Below are 19113 nucleotides of genomic sequence, written 5' to 3'. Positions count from 1 at the left end.
GTTCCTACTCGTTACTGGCGCGCCTAGCGGATGATGTCAGTTGTTTCCTGCAACATCTCATCGACCGTCTGGATGATTTTGGCGTTCGATGAATAGGCGCGTTGGGTTTGGATAAGATCCGTCAGTTCGGCGGCGATATCCGTTGTCGATTCCGTCAGCGAATAGCCTTCGGTCGTGCCCGTGGGGCCGTCGCCGGCGTCCCAGAAATAAACGTCGCCGGAATTCTGGGTGATGGCGAAGGCGGAGTTGCCCACAGCGTCAAGACCAGCGAAGTTCGGAACGTCCGCAACCGGGATCTGGAAGATCGTGCGGCGGAAGCCGGTATCATAGACAGCCTGCAAGATGCCGCGTTCATCGATTTCAATCGAGCTCAGATTACCGATCGGCGCGCCGTCTTTCGTCACCGTCAGCGGCGAGAAGCTGGCGGAAAGCTGGGTGAGCGCCGATGTGCCGGAGGAGGTGCCGACGAAAATGTCGACGGCCTGGCTCGCTGTGGTGATGGAGATGTCGCCTGTCACCGGGTCGTAAGCCGCGCCAGCGCCTGGCGTTACAGAGGCAATTGAACCGCCGGCGGAAACCGTGTCGTCGAAGACAACAGTAAAGGTCGCGATGACGGTCGCCGGGTTACCGGCTTGGTCATAAATGTTCACAGTCCATTCGTTTGTCGCCGGATCGCCGGGATTGGCCGGAGCGGTCGGGATAAATTCAAAGTCGAGTGTCTGCGAACGGCCGAGCGTATCGTAATATTCAATCGGCAGATCATAAGTGTTCGCCGGTGCGCCGTCTTCCGTTTCCGTCGCGGGCAGGTTGACGCCGAGCGTGATGTTCTGGGTCGGTGAAACCGCGTTCTGGTTGAGGTTCGTGCGAACCGGCTCAAGGCCTGCGATCGAGTCGCGAACCGGCGCAGTGACATTGCCGTTCACGTCAGCCGGCCAGCCCAGCAGGTGAAGACCGCTCTGGGTGCGCAGGTAACCGGATTCATCGGTATAGAAAGAACCGGTTGAAGTGAGCATCAGCGTGCGGTCGCTGGCGGCCTGATTGAGGCTGGCGCCGTCTGTAACGGCGAGCATGCCGCGGCCGGAGATCGAAATGTCGGTTGCATTGGATGTCGTGACGAGGGAGCCTTGCGCGCCGGCGTCGCGATAGGTGAGAGCGCGCACACCGCCGGCGTTATAGTCGCCGTTTGACTGCGCCAGAACCATGTCGGCGAACTCTGTATCGGCCCGCTTGTAGCCGTAGGTTTGCGAGTTCGCGATGTTGTCTGAAATCGTGCTGAGCTTAACCGCATTCACAGCAAGCCCCATAACCCCGGCGTTAAGCGCAGACGAAATCCCCATGTCAATCTCCAGTCGAGAAAAAATTTTACTACTAGCGTTAGTTTTATCGCTGCTGTGTTTAAGGAAGCCCTAATGAACAAGCGACTTTTTAGGTTATTTTTTCGTCAGCAGGGTAATTGCAATCCGCCGGTTTTGCGGCGCTAGGGGATCATTAGAGAAAGGTTCGGTCGCGGCTTTGCCCGTAACCTGAACAATCTGTTCACCGGAAATGCCGTTTTTTATGAGTTCACGGCGGGCTGCGAGCGCGCGGTCAGTCGACAGCTCCCAATTGGTGTAATTTGCGTTAACAGAAAAAGCGCGCGCATCAGTGTGACCAACAATCGCCATGTCGTTTGAGACAGTCGCGAGCACCGGCCCGATGACTTCCAAAAGATTATGCAACAATGTCGAAGGCGTCGATGAGCCAAGATTGAAGAGCGGTTCGCCGTCAGCGTCGACGAGTTCGATGACAAGACCGTCCGGCGTCATGCGCGTATGGATATGTTCGGAAAGACCGCCTTCAAGCGCCTGGACGGACTGGGCGTCAATCTGGTCCTGAACGTCTTCTAGGCTGTTGGCGGCGGCGCCTTCATTGAGTTCCTGGTTCTTTTCCGCGCCTTCGTCTTCGCCGTCGCCCGCGCCGAGATCGTCGTCCATCCCGCGGCCTTCCTTGGCCCCGTTGAGGTCGAATTCGTCGCTGTCCCCGTCATTTTCGAGGACTTTCGACTTCGGGAACTCATTATCCGAGCCGGCGCGGTTGGAAACGGCGCTGTCTTCGGAAAAAACGCTTTCGCCATTGAGCGCGCCGTTGCCGCCGCCGGAAACGCGGCTCACCGGAATGGAGGGATTGAAATAGTCGGCGAGACCCTTGCGCTGGTCTTCGGTGGTGGCGTTCAACAGCCACATCAGGAGAAAGAAAGCCATCATGGCCGTGACGAAGTCGGCATAGGCGACCTTCCACGCGCCGCCATGGTGCCCGCCGCCGGCGATCACCTTTTTCTTCTTTATGATGATCGGCGCTTCGCCCTTACTGCGGCCAGCCATCCAGTCCACCCGATTGCAATCGAATGAACGGGTTAACCTAAACTCCTTTCGGCGAGTTTTACGCGTTTACGCAATTTACAACTATTGATGGTTGATATGGTTTCTCAGATGTAAACGAGAGTTCCGGGGTGCTGGCGCGCATGAGCGGCGAAAATGCAAAAATCATAAAAAAGAAAATGGCCGCCTCGGGAAAAGATCCCGGGCCGCTTCATCTCATCGCCGATTTGCCGCAGCGTCTGGGCGCCGAAGCAGCGGGCGCTTTTACGGAATTCTATGGCGAAAAGTGCCAGCTTGCGGAGACCGAGGCTGCGCATTTCGCCAATCTCGATGATGAGCTCGGCGACTATGCGGGCAAGGCGGCGATTTATCATTTCCGCTACAATGTCGAACAGGACTTTATCATCGTTCTCGACCTTGAAACCTCCATGCGCGCGGCCGGCTGGTCGTTGGCGGGGGCGAGGGACCTGCCGGAGCCCATGCCGGAATCGGTAAGCGCCATTGACCGGCGCCTGGCGAAAAAGCTGGCGATCCGGTCAGCCGAACTGATTTTCTCCAAGGCCGACAGCGCCGGTGTTGTTCGCGGCGGCGTGGAGCTGATGGCCAGCGGCGACGATCCGCGCCGGTTTGACTTCACTGACGACAAACAGCGGGTTGTCTGTGCGACCTATTCAATCAAGACGCTCGAAGAAGAAGTTCTCGGGACCATCCGCGTCATCGCGCCCGAGAAACTGACGGTCGCCATGCGCGACTATTACGACAAGGCCGTGCCGCTCGCTGAAGCGAAATGGAAAAGCGATCTTTTGAAACTTGCGGCCAGATCGCCCGTGGCGCTGCGCGCGGACTTGACCGAAGAGGACATCACGCTCGGCATGCTCATGAATTTGGCGCCGGGGCAGGTGATCAACCTCTCGACCGCGACTATCGACGAAATTACCGTCTATTCGGCGCTTCCCACAGAGTCGAAGCTGTTGATCGGTGCGGCGCTGGGCAATCGGGACGGCGCAAGAGCGCTTAGAATCAAGTCTGTAGCGTACTAATTCGCCCGTTTGACTGTGGCTCTTTGGGCAGGCAAAGTCCGGCCCAAGGAATCTCACATCAGAGGGTTTTTTCATGACATTGCGACTTCCGGCTGCGCTCGCAGCCTTCATTCTCCTATCCGCCTGCGGCCAGAACGCATCGGCCCCCGAAGCGGCTTCATCTGAATCGGGCGAGGCTGATGTTTCGGTCACGGCGGACGAGGTGACGCTGGCGCCGGTCAGCGAGGAAAACCTGCGGGCGCGGATTGCGACCCTTGCATCGGATGAATTTGAGGGAAGAGCGCCGGCGACGCCGGGCGGGATGAAAACCCGCGAATGGCTCATCAATGAAATGAAATCGATCGGCCTAGAACCCGGCAATGGCGACTCTTATGAACAGGAAGTGCCGCTGGTTGAACTGACGGTGCAGCCTGACGCGTCTGATCTTTCCATCAATGGCGAGCCGCTCGACTATGGGCCGGACGCAGTGTACTGGACGAAGCGCGTCGAGGAAGACGTCGCGTTTGAAGACAGCGACCTTGTTTTTGTCGGCTATGGCGTCGTGGCGCCGGAATATGGCTGGAACGATTACGAAGGCGTCGATGTGACGGGCAAGACCGCTGTCATTCTCGTCAACGATCCCGGTTATGTGACGGAAGACCCGGAGCTCTTTAACGGCCGCGCCATGACCTATTACGGCCGCTGGACCTACAAATATGAAGAGGCGGCGCGTCAGGGCGCAGCCGCCGCGCTCATCATCCACCAGACGGCGCCGGCCGCTTATGGTTGGGGCGTTGTCGAAGGCAGCTGGTCCGGACCGCAACTCGATCTGGAACGTCCCGATGGCGGCGCAGGCCGCGTTGCGCTTGAAGGCTGGGTGCAGGAAACGGTCGCCCGCGATCTGTTCGCCACCGCCGGTCTCGATTTTGACGCTGTGACTGCGTCCGCGCATCAAGCCGGTTTCGAGGCGATGCCGATGGAGGGCCTTAAAGCCTCGGCGACTTTGAAAAACAAGATCCGCCGCTCGAATTCGGCGAATGTTGTCGGCGTGCTGCCGGGAACCGAGAATCCCGATGAATATGTGCTCTATATGGGCCACTGGGACCATCTCGGCGTCGGTCCGGCGGATGAAAACGGCGACACGATTTCCAATGGCGCGGTCGACAACGCCACCGGTACGGCGGCGATCCTTTCCATCGCGGAAGCCTTCGCCAACTCAACGCCGAAACCGAAACGCTCCATTATGGTCGTTGCAGTAACGGCGGAGGAATCCGGTCTTCTCGGATCGGCTTATCTTGGCGAAGCGCCGATCGTGCCTTTCGCGCAAATTGTCGGCGGCATCAATATCGACGGCGTTCTGCCGCTGCCGCCTGCGAAAGACATCATGGTTGTCGGCTATGGCGCGTCCGAGCTCGAAGACCTGCTCAAGATAGCGGCGGACAAGCGAGACGTTTACCTGCGTCCCGATGCGGAGCCGGAGAAGGGCTATTTCTATCGCTCCGACCATATTTCTCTCGCCAAGAAAGGCGTGCCGATGCTTTACGCCGATGCAGGGCTCGATCTTGTTGACGGCGGCGAAGAGGCGGGTAAGGCGCTTGCTGACGATTACACAGCGAACCGGTATCACAAGCCAGCGGACAATTACTCGCCAGACTGGGATCTCACCGGCATGACGCAGTCCATGAACACCCTCATGGAAGTCGGCGCGCAAATGGCTTACTCGGACGCTTGGCCGAACTGGTATGAGGGCAATGAATTCCGCGCCTTGCGTGACGAACAGCGGGCGGCTGCGGAATAAAGACTTATGAAGCCTTGGCGCCAAGCGCGCGGCAGCGGCCGAAAAGGGCGCCTGCGCGCTTGTCGCTGAGCTCGCCAACACCGCCGATGAGCGTTTCCCTGACCGGTTTGAAACCGGCCATGCCGAGAATGCCGTTTTCAAGACTTTTTACGCCATGCGCGCCGAAGAAGATTTTATAGGCGGCGGCAGGCATGCCCATAGTCACGATCACCCGGGCGGATTTGCCCTTGAGCATTTTCAATGGCCAGCCATGTTCGCTTTCCTTGAGGGCGAACCCGCCGCGTGCAAGCTGCTCGAAAAACGCTTTGACGAGCGCCGGCATCGCGCCCATCCACAAAGGATAGATGACCACCACATGACTGGCGGCGCTGACGGCTTTCTGCGCTTTTAAAATGTCAGCCGACGCCGGTTTTTCAAAATCGGCCGGATCGCGCAGAAAGTTGATGTCCATCTCGCTGAGGCAAAGGGTTTTGACCTTGTGCCCAGCGGCTTTTGCGCCGGCTTTGTAAGCTTCCGCCAGAGCGTGACAGAGATGGTTTTTATCGCGGTGCGGATGGCCGTCGATAATGCAGATAGTCTCGCTCATAAGGTCTCCTTAATGGAGGCGGCCGCGCGCTCCCATGGCGACTGTTTCAAGGCTGGCGAGATCGGCGATGGCGAAAACACGCGCCGATTCCATCACGATGATCTGGCGCTTTTTCAGCTCCGTCAGCGTGCGGCAAACGGTTTCGATAGTGAGGCCGAGATGATCGGCGATGTCCTGGCGGCTCATCGCCAGGTGGAACTGGGCGAGATGCGCATCGTCTTCAGCATCCGCGTTGTCGGCAAGGCGCAGGAGGAACGTGGCGACGCGCTGCATGGCGCTCATCCGGCCGATCATCACCATCCGCTCACGGGCGCGGTGAAGGCGGGTCATCAGCGTTTCAAGAAAGCTTGCCGACAGCGCCGGAGAGGCGGCGACTGTTTTCATGAAGGCTTCGCGCGGATAACACCGCACGGCGCAAGCGGTGATCGCCTCGGCGGTGTGGAGCTGGTCATCGCTTTCGGAAAAGCCGAACATGTCGCCCGCCTTGTAGAATTCCGCAACCTGACGTTTGCCGTCTTCGAGCGTGTTATATTCCTTCATCACGCCGGAAACGGTTTCATAGCAATAGTCTGCGCTTTCACCCTCGACATAGAGGGTTTCGCCGGCTTTCAGATGTTTGATGCAGACGCTGGCGCCCATGCCGTCGACGAGCGCCGCCCTGAAGATCATGGGGGCCTCGAGGCCGTTGCGGTCAAGCTTGTCCATCGCCGTTTCCTTTTCGCCGGTTGCGGGTGTGACCTAACCTTGGAACGGCAGGTGGTTGAATCGGGGCGATTGCGTATTGTCGCCGAGGGGAGAACGAGGGGCTACGTAGAACTACGTAGCCGTGACTTGGGGCCTCAGGCGATGAGGCCGAGGGCCAGCCCCATGCGCACCAACTCGGCGACGGAGCCGGCTTCCATTTTCGTCATGACTTTCTGGCGATGGACTTCGACCGTGCGGGGGCTGACATCAAGGGTGCGGGCGATTTCCTTATTGGCGCCGCCCTTGACGATTTCGATCATGACTTCGCGCTCGCGCGGGGTGAGGGTCTCAAGGCGGGCCGTGAGGGCCTCCGGCGCCGGACCTGCCGCGCCGCCGCCAGCCAGCGAACGGTCAAGGGCCCGGTCAAGCGCGGCGGTGACTTCGTCGACGGTGAAAGGTTTTTCCAGAAAGCTGGCGGCGCCGTTCTGCATCGCCCGGACAGCCATAGGTACGTCGCCATGTGCGGTCATCACCACAACGGGAAGCGTCACGCCGTCGGCGCGCAGCTTTTCCTGAAGCTCCAGGCCCTGAATGCCTGGCATGCGGACATCGACGAGAAGGACCGCGCCGCCAAGATCGAGATCTGAAATCGCGTCGAGAAAAGCATCGCCGGACGGGAAGGCCGTAACGGCATAGTCAGCGGCTTTCAAAAGCGCGCTGACGCCGCGTTGCACAGCGGGATCGTCGTCGACCAGAAAGACTTTTCCTTTTGAGGCCATGTCAGGCGTCTTCCTTCGCCCCGTCTTTGGAGGCTGGTAATTTCACAACGAAAACTGCGCCCGCCGGGTGATTATCCATGGCGAACAGCTCGCCTTTATGGGCTTCGACAATGGATTTTGAAATGGAAAGACCGATGCCCATGCCGTCTTCTTTTGTGGTGGCGAAGGGTTCGAACAGGCGTTTTTTCATTTCGTCCGTGATGCCCGATCCCGTGTCGGCGATGCGGATCTCCACGAAGTCTCCGGCGCTCGCCGTGGCGATTGTGAGCTGTTTGTTCCGCGTTTCCTGCATGGCGTCTACAGCGTTGCGAATGAGATTCACAATCACTTGCTGTAGCTGGATGCGGTCAACCATGGCCGAACCGGCATGATCGTCAAGGGCGCTCGCAACCATGACGCCGTCCGTTTCGGCGCCGATCAAAGCGATCAGACAACTTTCTTCAACGATGCGGTTGATGGAATGAAGCGCTCTTTCGGTTTCGCGATTGCGCAGAAAATCGCGCATTTGCCGGATGACGCCGCTGGCGCGGCGTATTTCCGAGACCGCATCGTCTATCAGCGTGAGCGCATCGTCCTTGCCGTCAAAGGACGCTTTTTTCAGGGTGAGCGAGGCGGCGCCGGCGAGGCTGGCGGCGGCGGTGAGGGGCTGGTTCAATTCATGCGCGATGGAGGTCGCAATCTCGCCCATGGCGCCGATGCGGCCTGCATGTTGAAGCTGAAGCTGTGTGTCTTCCAGACGGCGTTCCGTCGCTTTCTGACGGCTTACATCCTCGATAAAGCCAACAAAAATCCGTTCTTCTTCATCGAATTCGGAAATATGAAGCACGGCCGGAAAGACGTCGCCGTTTTTGCGCCTTGCAGTCACGGGCCGGGCCCGTCCGATCACATTGGCCTTTCCGGTTTCGATATAGCGCCGCATATAGCCGTCATGAAGCGAGTGGTCGGGCTCAGGCATTAAAACCCTTACATTCTTGCCGAGCACTTCAGATTCGGCAAAGCCGAACATCGCCTGCGCCATGCGGCTGAAGATCAGGATTTCTCCTGATTCATTGATCGTGATGACAGCGTTGGGCGAGGCGTTGATGACCGAGCGCAGGAATCGCTCGCTGTCCATCTTGTCGCCGCCTTTTGCCGTCATGGGCTGAGCCGTCCCTGGTTCAATCGTTAACGAATGGGCCTTTCTACGCGCCGCCGCAAGAGGATAGGCGGGGGCGGCGCCCGGTGCGGTTACTCATTTTGTCGCAGATGCGAAGAAAAGCAGCGCCGGTTGATTTCAATCAACCCGAAAATACGATTGAATCTCCATCTAGATTCAAGGCATGCGGGAGTCTCTAGGGGCGCGTTGCGTCGCTCTGCCCGCTCTCACCTTTGGCGCCGCTTCCGGCGCAAACCGACGGGGAACAAGATGGCTAACACTCGCGTCGCCCAACGCGGTCTCGGCACTGACGGAATGCTGATCGCGCTCTTTCTCGGCATCGGCGTTTTCTACTGGCTCCTGGTCGCCGCGCGCGCCATGGATCCGTTAATATCATTTCACGCCTATGTTTTTATCATGGCGTTCACGGCGGGACTTTTCGGTCTGGTCATGTATGCGACCAAAGAGCCGGGGGATGAAACAGGGTACCAGACCGCAGTAGTTAAAGCCGGAACATTCGCCTCGATGTTCTGGGGCGTCGCCGGTTTCCTTGTGGGCGTCATCATCGCCTTTCAGCTGGCCTTTCCGAACTTTCTTTATTTCGAAGGGCTGGGCTGGACCAACTTCGGACGTTTGCGGCCCTTACACACATCCGCGGTGATTTTTGCTTTTGGCGGAAACGTTCTCATCGCAACATCGTTTTACGTGGTGCAGCGCACATGCCGCGCGCGTCTCGCCGGCGGGCTTGCGCCATGGTTTGTGTTCTGGGGCTACAATCTTTTTATCGTCGTTGCGGCGACCGGTTATCTTGCAGGCGTCACGCAGTCGCGTGAATACGCCGAGCCGGAATGGTACGCCGATCTCTGGCTGACGATAGTCTGGGTCGTTTACCTGCTCACTTTCCTCGGCACGATATGGAAGCGGAAAGAACCGCATATCTATGTGGCGAACTGGTTCTATCTGTCTTTCATCGTCACCATTGCGATGCTGCACATCGTCAACAATCTGGCGTTGCCTGTGTCGATCTTCAGCTCGAAAAGCTATTCCCTCTTTGCAGGGGTTCAGGACGCGCTGACCCAGTGGTGGTACGGCCATAACGCGGTGGGCTTCTTCCTCACCACGGGCTTCCTCGCCATTATGTATTACTTCATTCCGAAGCGGGCGGAGCGGCCGGTCTATTCCTACCGCCTTTCCATCGTCCACTTCTGGTCGCTGATTTTCATCTATATCTGGGCGGGCCCGCACCACCTTCATTATACGGCGCTGCCCGAATGGGCGCAGACGCTCGGCATGACCTTCTCGATCATGCTGTGGATGCCGTCCTGGGGCGGGATGATCAACGGCCTGATGACGCTGTCGGGCGCTTGGGACAAACTGCGCACCGATCCGGTCCTGCGAATGATGGTGGTCTCCGTCGCGTTCTACGGCATGTCGACCTTTGAAGGGCCGGTGATGTCGGTGCGCGCGGTGAACTCGCTGTCGCATTACACCGACTGGACCATCGGTCACGTTCATTCCGGCGCGCTCGGCTGGGTCGGCTACATTTCCTTCGGCGCGCTTTATTGTCTCGTGCCGTGGCTGTGGAAGCGCAAGGATCTTTATTCGCGCGCGCTCGTCGAATGGCATTTCTGGATTTCGACCATCGGCATCGTTCTTTACATCACGTCGATGTGGGTCTCAGGGATCATGCAGGGTCTGATGTGGCGCGCCTATAACGCTTTCGGGTTCCTCGAATTTTCGTTCGTCGAAACCGTGGAGGCGATGCATCCCTACTATATCATTCGGGGCACCGGCGGGACCTTGTTCCTCGTTGGCGCCCTGATCATGGCCTACAATTTGTGGCGGACGGCGCGCGGCGATCTGCGTGCAGGCGAAAAGCGGCCCGCCATGGCGATGCAGCCGGCGCTGGCGGAATAGGGAGATTTCAATGCTGAACCGTCACGAACTTCTCGAAAAGCACGGCTGGCTTTTGACTGTCGCCATTCTTGTCGTCGTTTCGATCGGCGGCGTCGTCGAAATCGCGCCGCTGTTCTATCTCGAATCGACGATTGAAAAGGTGGAGGGCGTCAGACCCTATTCGCCGCTCGAACAGAAAGGCCGCAACATCTATATTCGCGAAGGCTGTTATGTCTGCCATTCGCAGCAGGTGCGCCCCTTGCGCGACGAGGTGGAGCGCTATGGCCATTACTCGCTCGCGGCCGAGAGCATGTATGATCACCCGTTTCAGTGGGGATCGAAACGTACGGGGCCCGACCTCGCGCGCGTCGGCGGCAAATATTCCGACGAATGGCATCGCCAGCACATGATCGACCCGCGCAGCCTTGTGCCGGAATCGGTCATGCCGCCTTACAAGTTCCTGGCGGAAAACCGGCTCGACTTCGAACATATCGAGGCGGATTTGAAAGCGCTGCGCGCTGTCGGCGTTCCTTACACCGATGAAATGATCGAGGCGGCGAAATCGGATATCGCGACCCAGCTCGATCCTTTCGCGGATGACTATGACGGCTTCATGGCCCGTTATCCCAAGGCGCAAGTGCGCGACTTTGACGGCGATCCGCGCAAAATCACGGAAATGGATGCGCTCATCGCCTATATGCAGATCCTCGGCACGATGGTCGATTTCGAGACCTACAAGGCCGAAGAAAATTACCGGTAGGGAGGGCGCAATGTACGAAACCCTTTCATCCTTTGCGCAAACAGGCGGGCTTATTCTTTTCATTATCGCCTTTGTGCTGGTGCTGATTTACGCGCTTGCGCCTGGCAATCGTGAACGATTTGAACATGCGCGGCGAATTCCGCTCGAAGATGAGGAAGATGGCGATGTCAGATAAGGAAGTCGACGAGCATTCAGGCATCGAAACTACGGGCCATTCCTGGGACGGCATCAAGGAATTGAACAATCCGTTGCCGCGCTGGTGGCTGATTGTGTTCTGGGTCTGTGTCGCCTGGTCAATTGGTTACTGGGTGCTCATGCCGTCATGGCCGGGCATTAGCGGTTATCTCAAAGGCACGCGTAATCATTCCGAGCGCGCCAATGTGGAAATGGCGGTCGCCGATCTCGACGCCCAGCGCGCCGATGCGACGCGCCGGCTCCTGACAGCCCCCAATATGGAGGCGATCGAGAACGATCCGGATCTTCAGGCCTTCGCACTCGCCGCCGGGGAATCGCTTTTCGGCGATAACTGCGCCACTTGCCATGGCGCCGGCGGGCAGGGCTTCAAGGGCTATCCCAACCTCAATGACGATGACTGGCTGTGGGGCGGCAAGCTAGAAGATATTCGCCAGACGATCCGCTACGGGATTCGTTCCGGCCATGAAGACGCCCATATTTCTTTGATGCAGGCTTACGGGTCCGGCGGGCTGTTGCCGCGCGATACGGTGGACGACCTCGTTCATTATGTGCGCAGCCTTTCAGGACAGGAGCACGATGCGGAAGCTGCTGCGCGCGCCGCGCCAGCCTTCGAGGTCCAATGCGTGCAATGTCATGGGGCTGACGGAAAAGGCGATCAGTCGCAGGGCGCTCCGAACCTCACCGACCCCATATGGCTTTATGGCGGCGATGCGGCGACGATCCGGGAAACGCTCTGGAATGGCCGCGGCGGCGTCATGCCCACATGGGAAGGGCGCCTGAGCGAAGAAGAAATCCTCGCGCTCGCGGTTTATGTCCACTCACTTGGCGGCGGCGAGTAACCGCCCGAAGGCAGAAAAATGTCAGTAAACGAACCGGCGCCGTCGTCTGATCTCAGCGGCGGCGTCGTGCGCCATAATGTCGAGGCGGTCAACGCCGCCGGGACGCGCACACTCTATAAAGCCCGCGAGCCGATCTATCCGAAGCGCGTCAAAGGCACGTATCGCAACCTAAAATGGATCATCATGGCGCTGACGCTCGGCGTCTATTATTTCGTGCCGTGGATCCGCTGGCCGCGCGGGCCGGGCGAACCCGATCAGGCGGTGCTGGTCGATTTTGCGGGACGCCGCTTTTATTTCTTTTTCATCGAGATCTGGCCGGACCAGCTCTACTTTCTCACCGGCGTTCTCATTATCGCTGCTCTGTCCTTGTTCCTGGCGACAGCGCTCTTCGGGCGCGTCTGGTGCGGCTATTCCTGTCCGCAGACCGTGTGGACCGATCTTTATGTCTGGGTTGAGCGCAAGATCGAAGGCGACCGCAATGCGCGCATGAAACTCGCCAAGGCGAAATGGACGGCCGACAAGATCCGCAAGCGTGTGACAAAACATGCGATCTGGATTCTGATCGGCATGGCGACCGGCGGCGCCTGGATTCTTTACTTTCATGATGCGCCGAGTCTCGCCCGTGACTTTTTCAGCGGCGACGCGCCGTTCACCTCCTATTTCTTCTTCGCGCTTTTGACGCTGACGACCTATCTGTTCGCCGGCTCCATGCGCGAGCAGGTCTGCACCTATATGTGTCCATGGCCGCGCATTCAGGCCGCGCTCACAGATGAGGAGACGCTGGAGGTCACCTATAAGGTTGATCGCGGTGAACCGCGCGGGCCGCACAAGAAGGGCGACACCTGGGAGGGGCGCGGTGATTGTGTTTCCTGCCGCGCCTGCGTCATTTCCTGTCCCATGGGCATCGACATTCGCGAAGGGGCGCAACTTGAATGCATCAACTGCGCGCTCTGTATCGACGCCTGCGATGACATCATGAAAAAGGTCGGCCGCCCGACAGGGCTGATCGCCTATGACACCGACGCCAATATTGTCCGCCGCCAGAAGGGTGAAACGCCCACCGTTAAGCTGTTTCGTCCGCGCACCATTCTTTATGGTTCCGTGCTGGCTTTTGTCTGCGCCTTGATGATTTACGGCCTGTCGACGCAGGCGACCATGGTGGTCAATGTGCTGCGTGACCGCGCGCCGCCCTTCATCCTGATGTCCGACGGCTCTATCCGCAACGCCTATACGGTGAAGATCGTCAATCGCGAAAATTATACGCGCGATCTCAAGATCACGGTCGAGGGGCCTGACGGCATGACCGTCGGCGCTGTCGGTGAAGAGGCTGAAGGCGCGACCGTCACGCTCGATGCCCCGGGCGATACAGTCCGGTCTGTGCGCATCTTCGCGACGATGCCGCCGGGCGCGGCCAAAGGCGCGTCTGTGCCGGTCATTGTGCGGGTTCTCGATCCCGACACGGGTGAGGAAGTGCTCAACCCCACCGTCTTCATGGCGGGGAGGGAGTAATGTCCAAAGCCGGCAATGAAAAAGGCAAGCTCACCGGACGGCATGTCCTCATCATGGTGATCGCCTTTTTCGGGGTCATGCTTGTCGCCAATGTGATTTTCATTCGCGCGGCGGTGAACACTTTTCCGGGCGTGTCGGAGGAAAAATCCTATTTTCAGGGGCTCCATTATAACGACACGCTGGCTGAGCGCGCTGCGCAGAGCCAGCTCGGCTGGGCGGCGGAAGTGGCTGAAGTCGCCCGCGACGGCGACACCGGCCGCATCGTGATCCGCATGGTCAAGGACGGCACAGCGCTGACAAGCCTCGTCCTGACTGGCGTTCTCAAACGCCCGGCCCACAGCACCGAGGATCAGGCCCTTGCCTTTAATCCGCTAGGTGAGGGACTATATGTGGCGGAGGTCGCCGCTTTCGGTCCGGGCGCATGGGACATGGTCCTGCGCGCGGAGAATAACCTTGGCGAGACCCTTGACGCGGAAGCGAGGATTATCGCGCCATGAGCGCAACTGAAACCCTGGAGCAGGCGCCCGGCTGTCCCAGCGGCCTTGAACCGGCCGCTGACGCCGGGGTGATTGACCCGGCGCCTTTCGTGCGCCGCACAAAGGACGGCGCGAAGGCGCTGGAGCTGTCCGTCTATGGCGCCAAATGCGGCGGCTGCATTTCGAAAATCGAAGGCGGCTTGAATGCGCTGCCCGGGGTTGAGAACGCACGGTTGAATTTGTCGACCGGCAAGCTCGCCGTTTCATGGCGCGGGGAGGCGATCCGTCCCCGCGACATTACCGAAAAGATTTCCGATCTAGGCTATCGCGCTGCGCCGTTCGATCCGCATGTCGCGGCGCAGGAAAACGATGCGGAAGGAAAATTCCTGCTGCGCTGTCTGGCAGTGGCCGGTTTCGCCATGGCCAACATCATGTTGTTGTCGGTCGCTGTCTGGGCGGGCGCGGGCGGCGAGATGGGGCCGGCGACGCGGATGATGATGCACTGGATTTCCGGCATGATCGCGATCCCGGCGGCCATGTATGCAGGCCGGCCGTTTTTCCGGTCCGCCTGGAGCGCGCTTCGAAAGGGAAGCGCGAATATGGACGTGCCGATTTCACTGGCCGTTCTCTTGTCGCTCGGCATCTCAATCTACGAAACGCTCAATCACGGGACGGAAGCCTATTTCGATGCGGCGGTGATGCTGCTCTTCTTCCTGCTGATCGGGCGTTTTCTCGATCATCGTCTGCGCGCCCGCGCACGCGAAGCGGCGCAAAGTCTGCTCGCCTTGCAGGCGACGACCGCAAGCCGGTTCAAAGCCGACGGCACGCTCGAAGCTGTCTCCGCGCGTGACATCAACCCTGAAGATCGCATCCTGCTGTCGCCGGGCGACCGCGCGCCGGTGAACGGCGTCGTTGAGGACGGCGCCTCGGAAGTCGATGTCTCCCTCGTTACGGGCGAAAGCGCACCAGCGCATATGAAAGCGGGCGACACGCTTTATTCCGGCGTTCTCAACATGTCATCGCGCCTTGTCATGCGCGCAACGGCGCGGGCCGAAGACTCGCTCATCGCCGATCTGACGCGTCTCATCGAGGCGGGGGAGCAGGGCAAGAGCAAATATGTGCGTCTCGCCGACCGTGCGGCGGCGCTTTACGTGCCGGTGGTGCACACGCTGGCGCTCGCGACTTTTGTGGGCTGGCTGGTCATCGGCGACGCCAGTTTGCGCGTCGCCGCCATGAACGCCATCGCCGTGTTGATCATCACTTGCCCATGTGCGCTTGGGCTTGCCGCGCCCGCGGTGCAGGTCGTCGCGACGGGACGGTTGTTCAAGGAAGGCGTGCTTGTTAAATCCGGCGACGCGCTGGAGCGGCTGGCGGAAGTCGACGCCTTCGTCTTCGACAAGACCGGCACCTTGACGCTCGGCCGCATGCGCCTTTCGAACCGTAACGAAATTTCAGACGAGACTTTGATGCAAGCCGCCTCACTCGCGCGCGCCAGCCGTCACCCGCTGGCGCGCGCCGTTGTGATGGCGGCGGGGGCGGGCAAGCTTGCGGACGAGGTTCACGATGCGCCCGGCTATGGCGTCGAGGGCGTCATCAATGGCGAAAAAGCGCGCTTTGGCCGCGCCGACTGGGTTGGCGCGACAAGCGATGGCGACAACGCTGTCAGCGAGGCGTGGTTCAAGCTTGGCGATCGCGCGTCAGTGCGGTTCCTGTTCGAAGACTCATTGCGCGGTGACGCGGCGGACACCATTGCGGCGCTCGATCACAGGGGCGTCGCTTCTGAAATGCTGACCGGCGACCGTATGGCGCCGGCCGCGCGCATCGCCGAGGCGGCGGGCCTTGCCGCCTGGCGTTCGGAAATGACTCCCGCAGATAAAATCGGACGCCTGAAAGAACTCAGCGACAAAGACGTCAAAACCGCCATGGTGGGCGACGGCCTGAACGACGCCCCGGCGCTTGCGGCGGCGCACGCCTCCTTGTCGCCGGGCACGGCGGCGGACGCGAGCCAGGCGGCGGCGGATTTCGTGTTTCAGGGTGACAGCCTCGCGCCGGTGCTGACGGCGTTTGATGTCGCCAAGCAGGCGCGCCGCCGCGTGCTTGAGAATTTCGGTTTTGCGGCGCTTTACAACGCCTGCGCCATTCCGCTTGCGGTTTTCGGATTTGTCACGCCGTTGATTGCGGCCCTCGCCATGTCAGGCTCATCCGTCATTGTGACACTCAACGCCCTGCGCATGAAAACGAAACGGCGGCAGACATGAGTGCGCTTCTCTATCTCATTCCCATTGCGCTTTTGATGGGCGGAGGCGCGCTCCTCGCATTTTTCTGGTCCGTGAAGTCCGGGCAGTATGAGGATCTCGACGGCGCGGCCGAGCGCATTCTCCTCGATGACGATCTGGAAGACGACAGCGAAATAAACTAGACGCCGAGCGCGTCGCGCATGCGGTACCAGGTCATGCCGAGCGCCAGCATGGGGCCGCCAATCGCATCAGCGGCGGGAATGCGGAAATGGCGCGCGGCGTCAAAGAGATCGACGCCGGTTTCCTTGCCGCGAATGGCGTCGGCGAACATCTCCCCGACAATGTGGCTGCAATTGACGCCGTGCCCGGCATAGCCCTGGGCGTAGAAGACATTGTCGCTGACTTTTCCGATCAGCGGCACGCGGTTTAACGGAATGCCGATGACGCCGCCCCAGCCGAAGTCGACTTTGGTGTTTTGAAGCTGCGGGAAAATCTTGCGCATACGCGGCGCCAGTTCGCCCTCAATGTCTTCGATGTCGCGATTGGAATAGGTGCACCGTCCGCCGAAAAGCAGGCGCTTGTCGCCGGTGAGGCGGAAATAGTCGAGCACCCAGTTGGAATCGCAGATCGCGAGATTGTCCGGCAGCAATTCATGAGCGAGTTCATCGCCAAGCGGCGCTGTTGCAATGACATAGGTTTTCGCCGGCAGCATCAGCCCGCGCAGTTTGTCTTTTTCGAGCAGGTGATAGGCGTTGCCCGCGAGGATCACATGCTTTGCTCTTACGCTTCCATTTTCCGTTTGCACGGCAGGCGAGGGGCCATGATCGATAGTTGTGACCTGCGTTCCCTCGAAAATTTTGACGCCGTTTTTCTCCGCCGCAGCGGCTTCCCCCAAAAGGAGGTTGAGCGGATGGCAATGGGCGCCGCGGCGGTCAATCAGTCCGCCAATATAGGCGTCGGTGGCGGCGTGGCGCCTGAGATGCGGCCCGTCCACAAGCTCCAGAACGTCGCCGGCGCCATGCTCGACGCAGTTGGCGTATTCTTCTTCCAGTGCTTTCATCTGTTTGGCGTTGAACGCCACCGTCGCCGCGCCATGGGTGTAGTCGCATTTGATGTCGTATTTCTGAAGGCGCGCCTCGACGATCTCATTGCCGAGATAGCGCGTCTTCCATAAAAATTCCTCCGCCTTCGGGCCGAGTTGTTTGACGAGCTCGCTTTCGCCGGACCAGCCGGCGAGCACTTGCCCGCCATTACGGCCAGACGCTCCCCAGCCGATGCGGTTCGCCTCGAGCAGGACAACGGAATATCCGCGCTCGGCGAGCGACAGGGCGGAGGCGACGCCTGTAAAGCCGCCGCCGACAATCGCGACATCCGCTTCAAGATGGTCGTTTAACGCCGGGCGTTCCGGCGCGGCATGGGCGCTCGCGGCGTAATAGGACGGGGTATGAGCTTGTCTTGCTTGCATCAGAACGCCTGAAGATAGGAATCATATTCGAAATCGGTGACGCGCTCATTCGCTTTTTGCATCTCCTGACGCTTTAGCGCCGTATAGACGCGGGCGAACAGCTCGCCAAAGAGCGGCGCCAGAATTTTTCCCTCCGCGAAAGCATCGGTCGCATCGCCCCACGCCGTCGGGACTTTCAGCGCGTCCGCTTCATAGGCGTTGCCCTCCGTCGCCGGCGGCGGCGTCAGCTTGTTTTCAACGCCATGATAGACGCCGCCGAGCAGAGACGCCATCAGGAGATAGGGGTTTGCGTCAGCGCCGGCGATGCGGAATTCAAAGCGGCGGTTTTGGGGCGCGTCATTGGGAATGCGGATGGCCGCCGTGCGGTTCTCATATCCCCAGGTGAGGGAGGTTGGCGCGTGGCTCGCATCCTGAAACCGGCGATAGGAATTTAAATGCGGCGCGAAAAAGATCATCGCTTCCGGCGCAGCGGCGAGAAGGCCTGCGACCGCCTGGCGCAGCACGTCCGAACCGGCGTCGTCATTTCCGGCGAAAACATTCTCGCCCTTGTCATTGAGCATGCTCATGTGAACATGGAGGCCGTTGCCGGCGAGGTCGCCAAAGGGTTTGGCCATGAAACTCGCGATCAGGCCATGCTTGTCGGCGACGCCCTTGACCGTGCGCCGGAACAACACCGCCTGATCGGCGGCGGCGACAATATCGGCCTGGTGCATGAGATTCACTTCGAACTGCCCGGCGCCGCCTTCGACTATCGCGGCGCCGAGGGGAAGGCCCTGCGCCTCGCAGGCCGCGTAAAGATCGCTGAAAAAGCCGCCGAAATTATCGAGCTCGCTCATGGCGTACATGCGTGCATCGCCAATGCGCCGCTTTGTGGCGTTGCGCGCCGGCGTCAGGGGGCGGCCAAGTTCGTCGGTGTTTATGGAAAGAAGATAGAATTCAAGCTCCATCGCCGCCACGGGGTGAAGGCCGCTGGCGGCGAGACGCGCTTTCATGTCGATCAGCAACTGGCGCGGGTCGGCGGCGAAGGGCCCGCCATCCTCATCGCCCATCATCAGCATGATCTGTGCGGCTTCGCCGTCGGTCCACGAACAGGGCAGGAGGCCGGTGCTGGTGGGAAAACATAAACCGTCCACATCGCCGGTTTCCAGCACCAGCCCGTTTTCCATGACGTCATAGCCCCACACATCGACGCCGATCAGCGAGCGGGGAAGGCGCAGGCCGCTTTTGAAAATCTTGAGGGCCTGGCTGGCGGGCAGGCGTTTGCCGCGAAGCACGCCATTGAGATCGGCGAGAAACGCGTCGACGAATTTGATGTCCGGATGCTCCTCCAGAAATGTTTTCGCCTGCGCTTTCAGTTGTTGATCCGGTCCCGCCATGA

The 19113-nt window shown here is 59.7% G+C and carries 18 protein-coding genes; 10 read left to right on the top strand and 8 right to left on the bottom strand.

The window, feature by feature from the left end:
• Positions 1-23: 23 nt before the first annotated feature.
• Both ACFC5L_RS12675 and ACFC5L_RS12670 read right to left on the bottom strand, forming a co-directional pair.
• Positions 24-1337 carry a flagellar hook protein FlgE gene (locus ACFC5L_RS12675; RefSeq protein ID WP_375202567.1) on the bottom strand — a complete coding sequence of 438 codons (1314 nt, stop codon included), beginning with the start codon at positions 1335-1337 and terminating at the stop codon, positions 24-26.
• Between the two features lie 93 nt (positions 1338-1430).
• Entirely contained in the window at positions 1431-2360 is a 930-nt protein-coding gene (locus tag ACFC5L_RS12670) for a flagellar motor protein MotB (RefSeq protein ID WP_375202568.1), read from the bottom strand.
• Positions 2361-2500: 140 nt separating this feature from the next.
• Between ACFC5L_RS12670 and ACFC5L_RS12665 the strand changes: the two genes are divergently transcribed.
• Together ACFC5L_RS12665 and ACFC5L_RS12660 are read left to right on the top strand one after the other, a co-directional pair.
• Positions 2501-3397 (top strand): FliM/FliN family flagellar motor switch protein, encoded by an 897-nt coding sequence (locus ACFC5L_RS12665; protein ID WP_375202569.1) that lies wholly within the window; start codon positions 2501-2503, stop codon positions 3395-3397.
• A gap of 73 nt (positions 3398-3470) precedes the next feature.
• Positions 3471-5174 (top strand): M28 family metallopeptidase, encoded by a 1704-nt coding sequence (locus tag ACFC5L_RS12660; protein WP_375202570.1) that lies wholly within the window; start codon positions 3471-3473, stop codon positions 5172-5174.
• Positions 5175-5178: 4 nt separating this feature from the next.
• Here the strand turns inward: ACFC5L_RS12660 and ACFC5L_RS12655 are convergent, their stop codons facing one another.
• The 4 genes from ACFC5L_RS12655 to ACFC5L_RS12640 form a co-directional block, all read right to left on the bottom strand.
• Positions 5179-5760, bottom strand: a complete 582-nt coding sequence (locus tag ACFC5L_RS12655) for an NAD(P)H-dependent oxidoreductase (RefSeq protein ID WP_375202571.1) — start codon at positions 5758-5760, stop codon at positions 5179-5181.
• 9 nt (positions 5761-5769) lie between these two features.
• Complete coding sequence (locus tag ACFC5L_RS12650) at positions 5770-6465, bottom strand: helix-turn-helix domain-containing protein (RefSeq protein WP_375202572.1); 696 nt, start codon at positions 6463-6465, stop codon at positions 5770-5772.
• Positions 6466-6599: 134 nt separating this feature from the next.
• Positions 6600-7223: a response regulator transcription factor gene (locus tag ACFC5L_RS12645; RefSeq protein ID WP_375202573.1), complete on the bottom strand. Its 624-nt coding sequence runs from the start codon at positions 7221-7223 to the stop codon at positions 6600-6602.
• A 1-nt stretch (position 7224) separates the two neighbouring features.
• Positions 7225-8361 carry a sensor histidine kinase gene (locus ACFC5L_RS12640; RefSeq protein WP_375202574.1) on the bottom strand — a complete coding sequence of 379 codons (1137 nt, stop codon included), beginning with the start codon at positions 8359-8361 and terminating at the stop codon, positions 7225-7227.
• A 267-nt stretch (positions 8362-8628) separates the two neighbouring features.
• Here ACFC5L_RS12640 and ccoN point away from each other — a divergent pair, with 267 nt between their 5' ends.
• From ccoN to ccoS, 8 genes are read left to right on the top strand one after another with little or no spacing between them, the layout of a single operon-like run.
• On the top strand, positions 8629-10275 hold the full coding sequence (gene ccoN / locus ACFC5L_RS12635) for a cytochrome-c oxidase, cbb3-type subunit I (protein ID WP_375202575.1): 1647 nt from the start codon (positions 8629-8631) through the stop codon (positions 10273-10275).
• A gap of 4 nt (positions 10276-10279) precedes the next feature.
• Positions 10280-11014, top strand: coding sequence for a cytochrome-c oxidase, cbb3-type subunit II (ccoO, locus tag ACFC5L_RS12630; RefSeq protein WP_375203281.1), 735 nt, complete (start codon positions 10280-10282; stop codon positions 11012-11014).
• A gap of 10 nt (positions 11015-11024) precedes the next feature.
• The gene (locus tag ACFC5L_RS12625; protein WP_375202576.1) at positions 11025-11189 is read left to right on the top strand and encodes a cbb3-type cytochrome c oxidase subunit 3; all 165 of its coding nucleotides are present in this window, start codon (positions 11025-11027) and stop codon (positions 11187-11189) included.
• Entirely contained in the window at positions 11179-12048 is an 870-nt protein-coding gene (ccoP, locus tag ACFC5L_RS12620) for a cytochrome-c oxidase, cbb3-type subunit III (protein WP_375203282.1), read from the top strand. Before ACFC5L_RS12625 ends, ccoP begins: the two co-directional genes overlap by 11 nt.
• Positions 12049-12066: 18 nt before the next feature.
• On the top strand, positions 12067-13557 hold the full coding sequence (ccoG, locus tag ACFC5L_RS12615; RefSeq protein WP_375202577.1) for a cytochrome c oxidase accessory protein CcoG: 1491 nt from the start codon (positions 12067-12069) through the stop codon (positions 13555-13557).
• Positions 13557-14054, top strand: coding sequence for a FixH family protein (locus ACFC5L_RS12610; protein WP_375202578.1), 498 nt, complete (start codon positions 13557-13559; stop codon positions 14052-14054). The genes ccoG and ACFC5L_RS12610 overlap by 1 nt, the downstream gene beginning before the upstream one ends.
• On the top strand, positions 14051-16291 hold the full coding sequence (locus ACFC5L_RS12605) for a heavy metal translocating P-type ATPase (protein WP_375202579.1): 2241 nt from the start codon (positions 14051-14053) through the stop codon (positions 16289-16291). The genes ACFC5L_RS12610 and ACFC5L_RS12605 overlap by 4 nt, the downstream gene beginning before the upstream one ends.
• Positions 16288-16452: a cbb3-type cytochrome oxidase assembly protein CcoS gene (gene ccoS, locus ACFC5L_RS12600; RefSeq protein WP_375202580.1), complete on the top strand. Its 165-nt coding sequence runs from the start codon at positions 16288-16290 to the stop codon at positions 16450-16452. The genes ACFC5L_RS12605 and ccoS overlap by 4 nt, the downstream gene beginning before the upstream one ends.
• Here the strand turns inward: ccoS and ACFC5L_RS12595 are convergent.
• Together ACFC5L_RS12595 and ACFC5L_RS12590 are read right to left on the bottom strand one after the other, a co-directional pair.
• Positions 16449-17735: an NAD(P)/FAD-dependent oxidoreductase gene (locus ACFC5L_RS12595; protein WP_375202581.1), complete on the bottom strand. Its 1287-nt coding sequence runs from the start codon at positions 17733-17735 to the stop codon at positions 16449-16451. The genes ccoS and ACFC5L_RS12595 overlap by 4 nt on opposite strands.
• Entirely contained in the window at positions 17735-19111 is a 1377-nt protein-coding gene (locus tag ACFC5L_RS12590; protein ID WP_375202582.1) for a glutamine synthetase family protein, read from the bottom strand. The genes ACFC5L_RS12595 and ACFC5L_RS12590 overlap by 1 nt, the downstream gene beginning before the upstream one ends.
• Positions 19112-19113 lie beyond the last annotated feature (2 nt).

It is taken from the genome of Hyphococcus sp., assembly GCF_041986965.1.
Taxonomy (GTDB): Bacteria; Pseudomonadota; Alphaproteobacteria; order Caulobacterales; family Parvularculaceae; genus Hyphococcus.
This window is presented reverse-complemented; position numbering and strand designations above follow the sequence as displayed.

Excerpts from the sequence above, each read along its gene's own strand:
- ACFC5L_RS12675 (WP_375202567.1), bottom strand. The coding sequence starts at position 1,337 with ATGGGGATTTCGTCTGCGCTTAACGCCGGGGTTATGGGGCTTGCTGTG.
- ACFC5L_RS12670 (WP_375202568.1), bottom strand. The coding sequence starts at position 2,360 with ATGGCTGGCCGCAGTAAGGGCGAAGCGCCGATCATCATAAAGAAGAAA.
- ACFC5L_RS12665 (WP_375202569.1), top strand. The coding sequence starts at position 2,501 with ATGAGCGGCGAAAATGCAAAAATCATAAAAAAGAAAATGGCCGCCTCG.
- ACFC5L_RS12660 (WP_375202570.1), top strand. The coding sequence starts at position 3,471 with ATGACATTGCGACTTCCGGCTGCGCTCGCAGCCTTCATTCTCCTATCC.
- ACFC5L_RS12655 (WP_375202571.1), bottom strand. The coding sequence starts at position 5,760 with ATGAGCGAGACTATCTGCATTATCGACGGCCATCCGCACCGCGATAAA.
- ACFC5L_RS12650 (WP_375202572.1), bottom strand. The coding sequence starts at position 6,465 with ATGGACAAGCTTGACCGCAACGGCCTCGAGGCCCCCATGATCTTCAGG.
- ACFC5L_RS12645 (WP_375202573.1), bottom strand. The coding sequence starts at position 7,223 with ATGGCCTCAAAAGGAAAAGTCTTTCTGGTCGACGACGATCCCGCTGTG.
- ACFC5L_RS12640 (WP_375202574.1), bottom strand. The coding sequence starts at position 8,361 with ATGACGGCAAAAGGCGGCGACAAGATGGACAGCGAGCGATTCCTGCGC.
- ccoN (WP_375202575.1), top strand. The coding sequence starts at position 8,629 with ATGGCTAACACTCGCGTCGCCCAACGCGGTCTCGGCACTGACGGAATG.
- ACFC5L_RS12625 (WP_375202576.1), top strand. The coding sequence starts at position 11,025 with ATGTACGAAACCCTTTCATCCTTTGCGCAAACAGGCGGGCTTATTCTT.
- ccoP (WP_375203282.1), top strand. The coding sequence starts at position 11,179 with ATGTCAGATAAGGAAGTCGACGAGCATTCAGGCATCGAAACTACGGGC.
- ccoG (WP_375202577.1), top strand. The coding sequence starts at position 12,067 with ATGTCAGTAAACGAACCGGCGCCGTCGTCTGATCTCAGCGGCGGCGTC.
- ACFC5L_RS12610 (WP_375202578.1), top strand. The coding sequence starts at position 13,557 with ATGTCCAAAGCCGGCAATGAAAAAGGCAAGCTCACCGGACGGCATGTC.
- ACFC5L_RS12605 (WP_375202579.1), top strand. The coding sequence starts at position 14,051 with ATGAGCGCAACTGAAACCCTGGAGCAGGCGCCCGGCTGTCCCAGCGGC.
- ccoS (WP_375202580.1), top strand. The coding sequence starts at position 16,288 with ATGAGTGCGCTTCTCTATCTCATTCCCATTGCGCTTTTGATGGGCGGA.
- ACFC5L_RS12595 (WP_375202581.1), bottom strand. The coding sequence starts at position 17,735 with ATGCAAGCAAGACAAGCTCATACCCCGTCCTATTACGCCGCGAGCGCC.
- ACFC5L_RS12590 (WP_375202582.1), bottom strand. The coding sequence starts at position 19,111 with ATGGCGGGACCGGATCAACAACTGAAAGCGCAGGCGAAAACATTTCTG.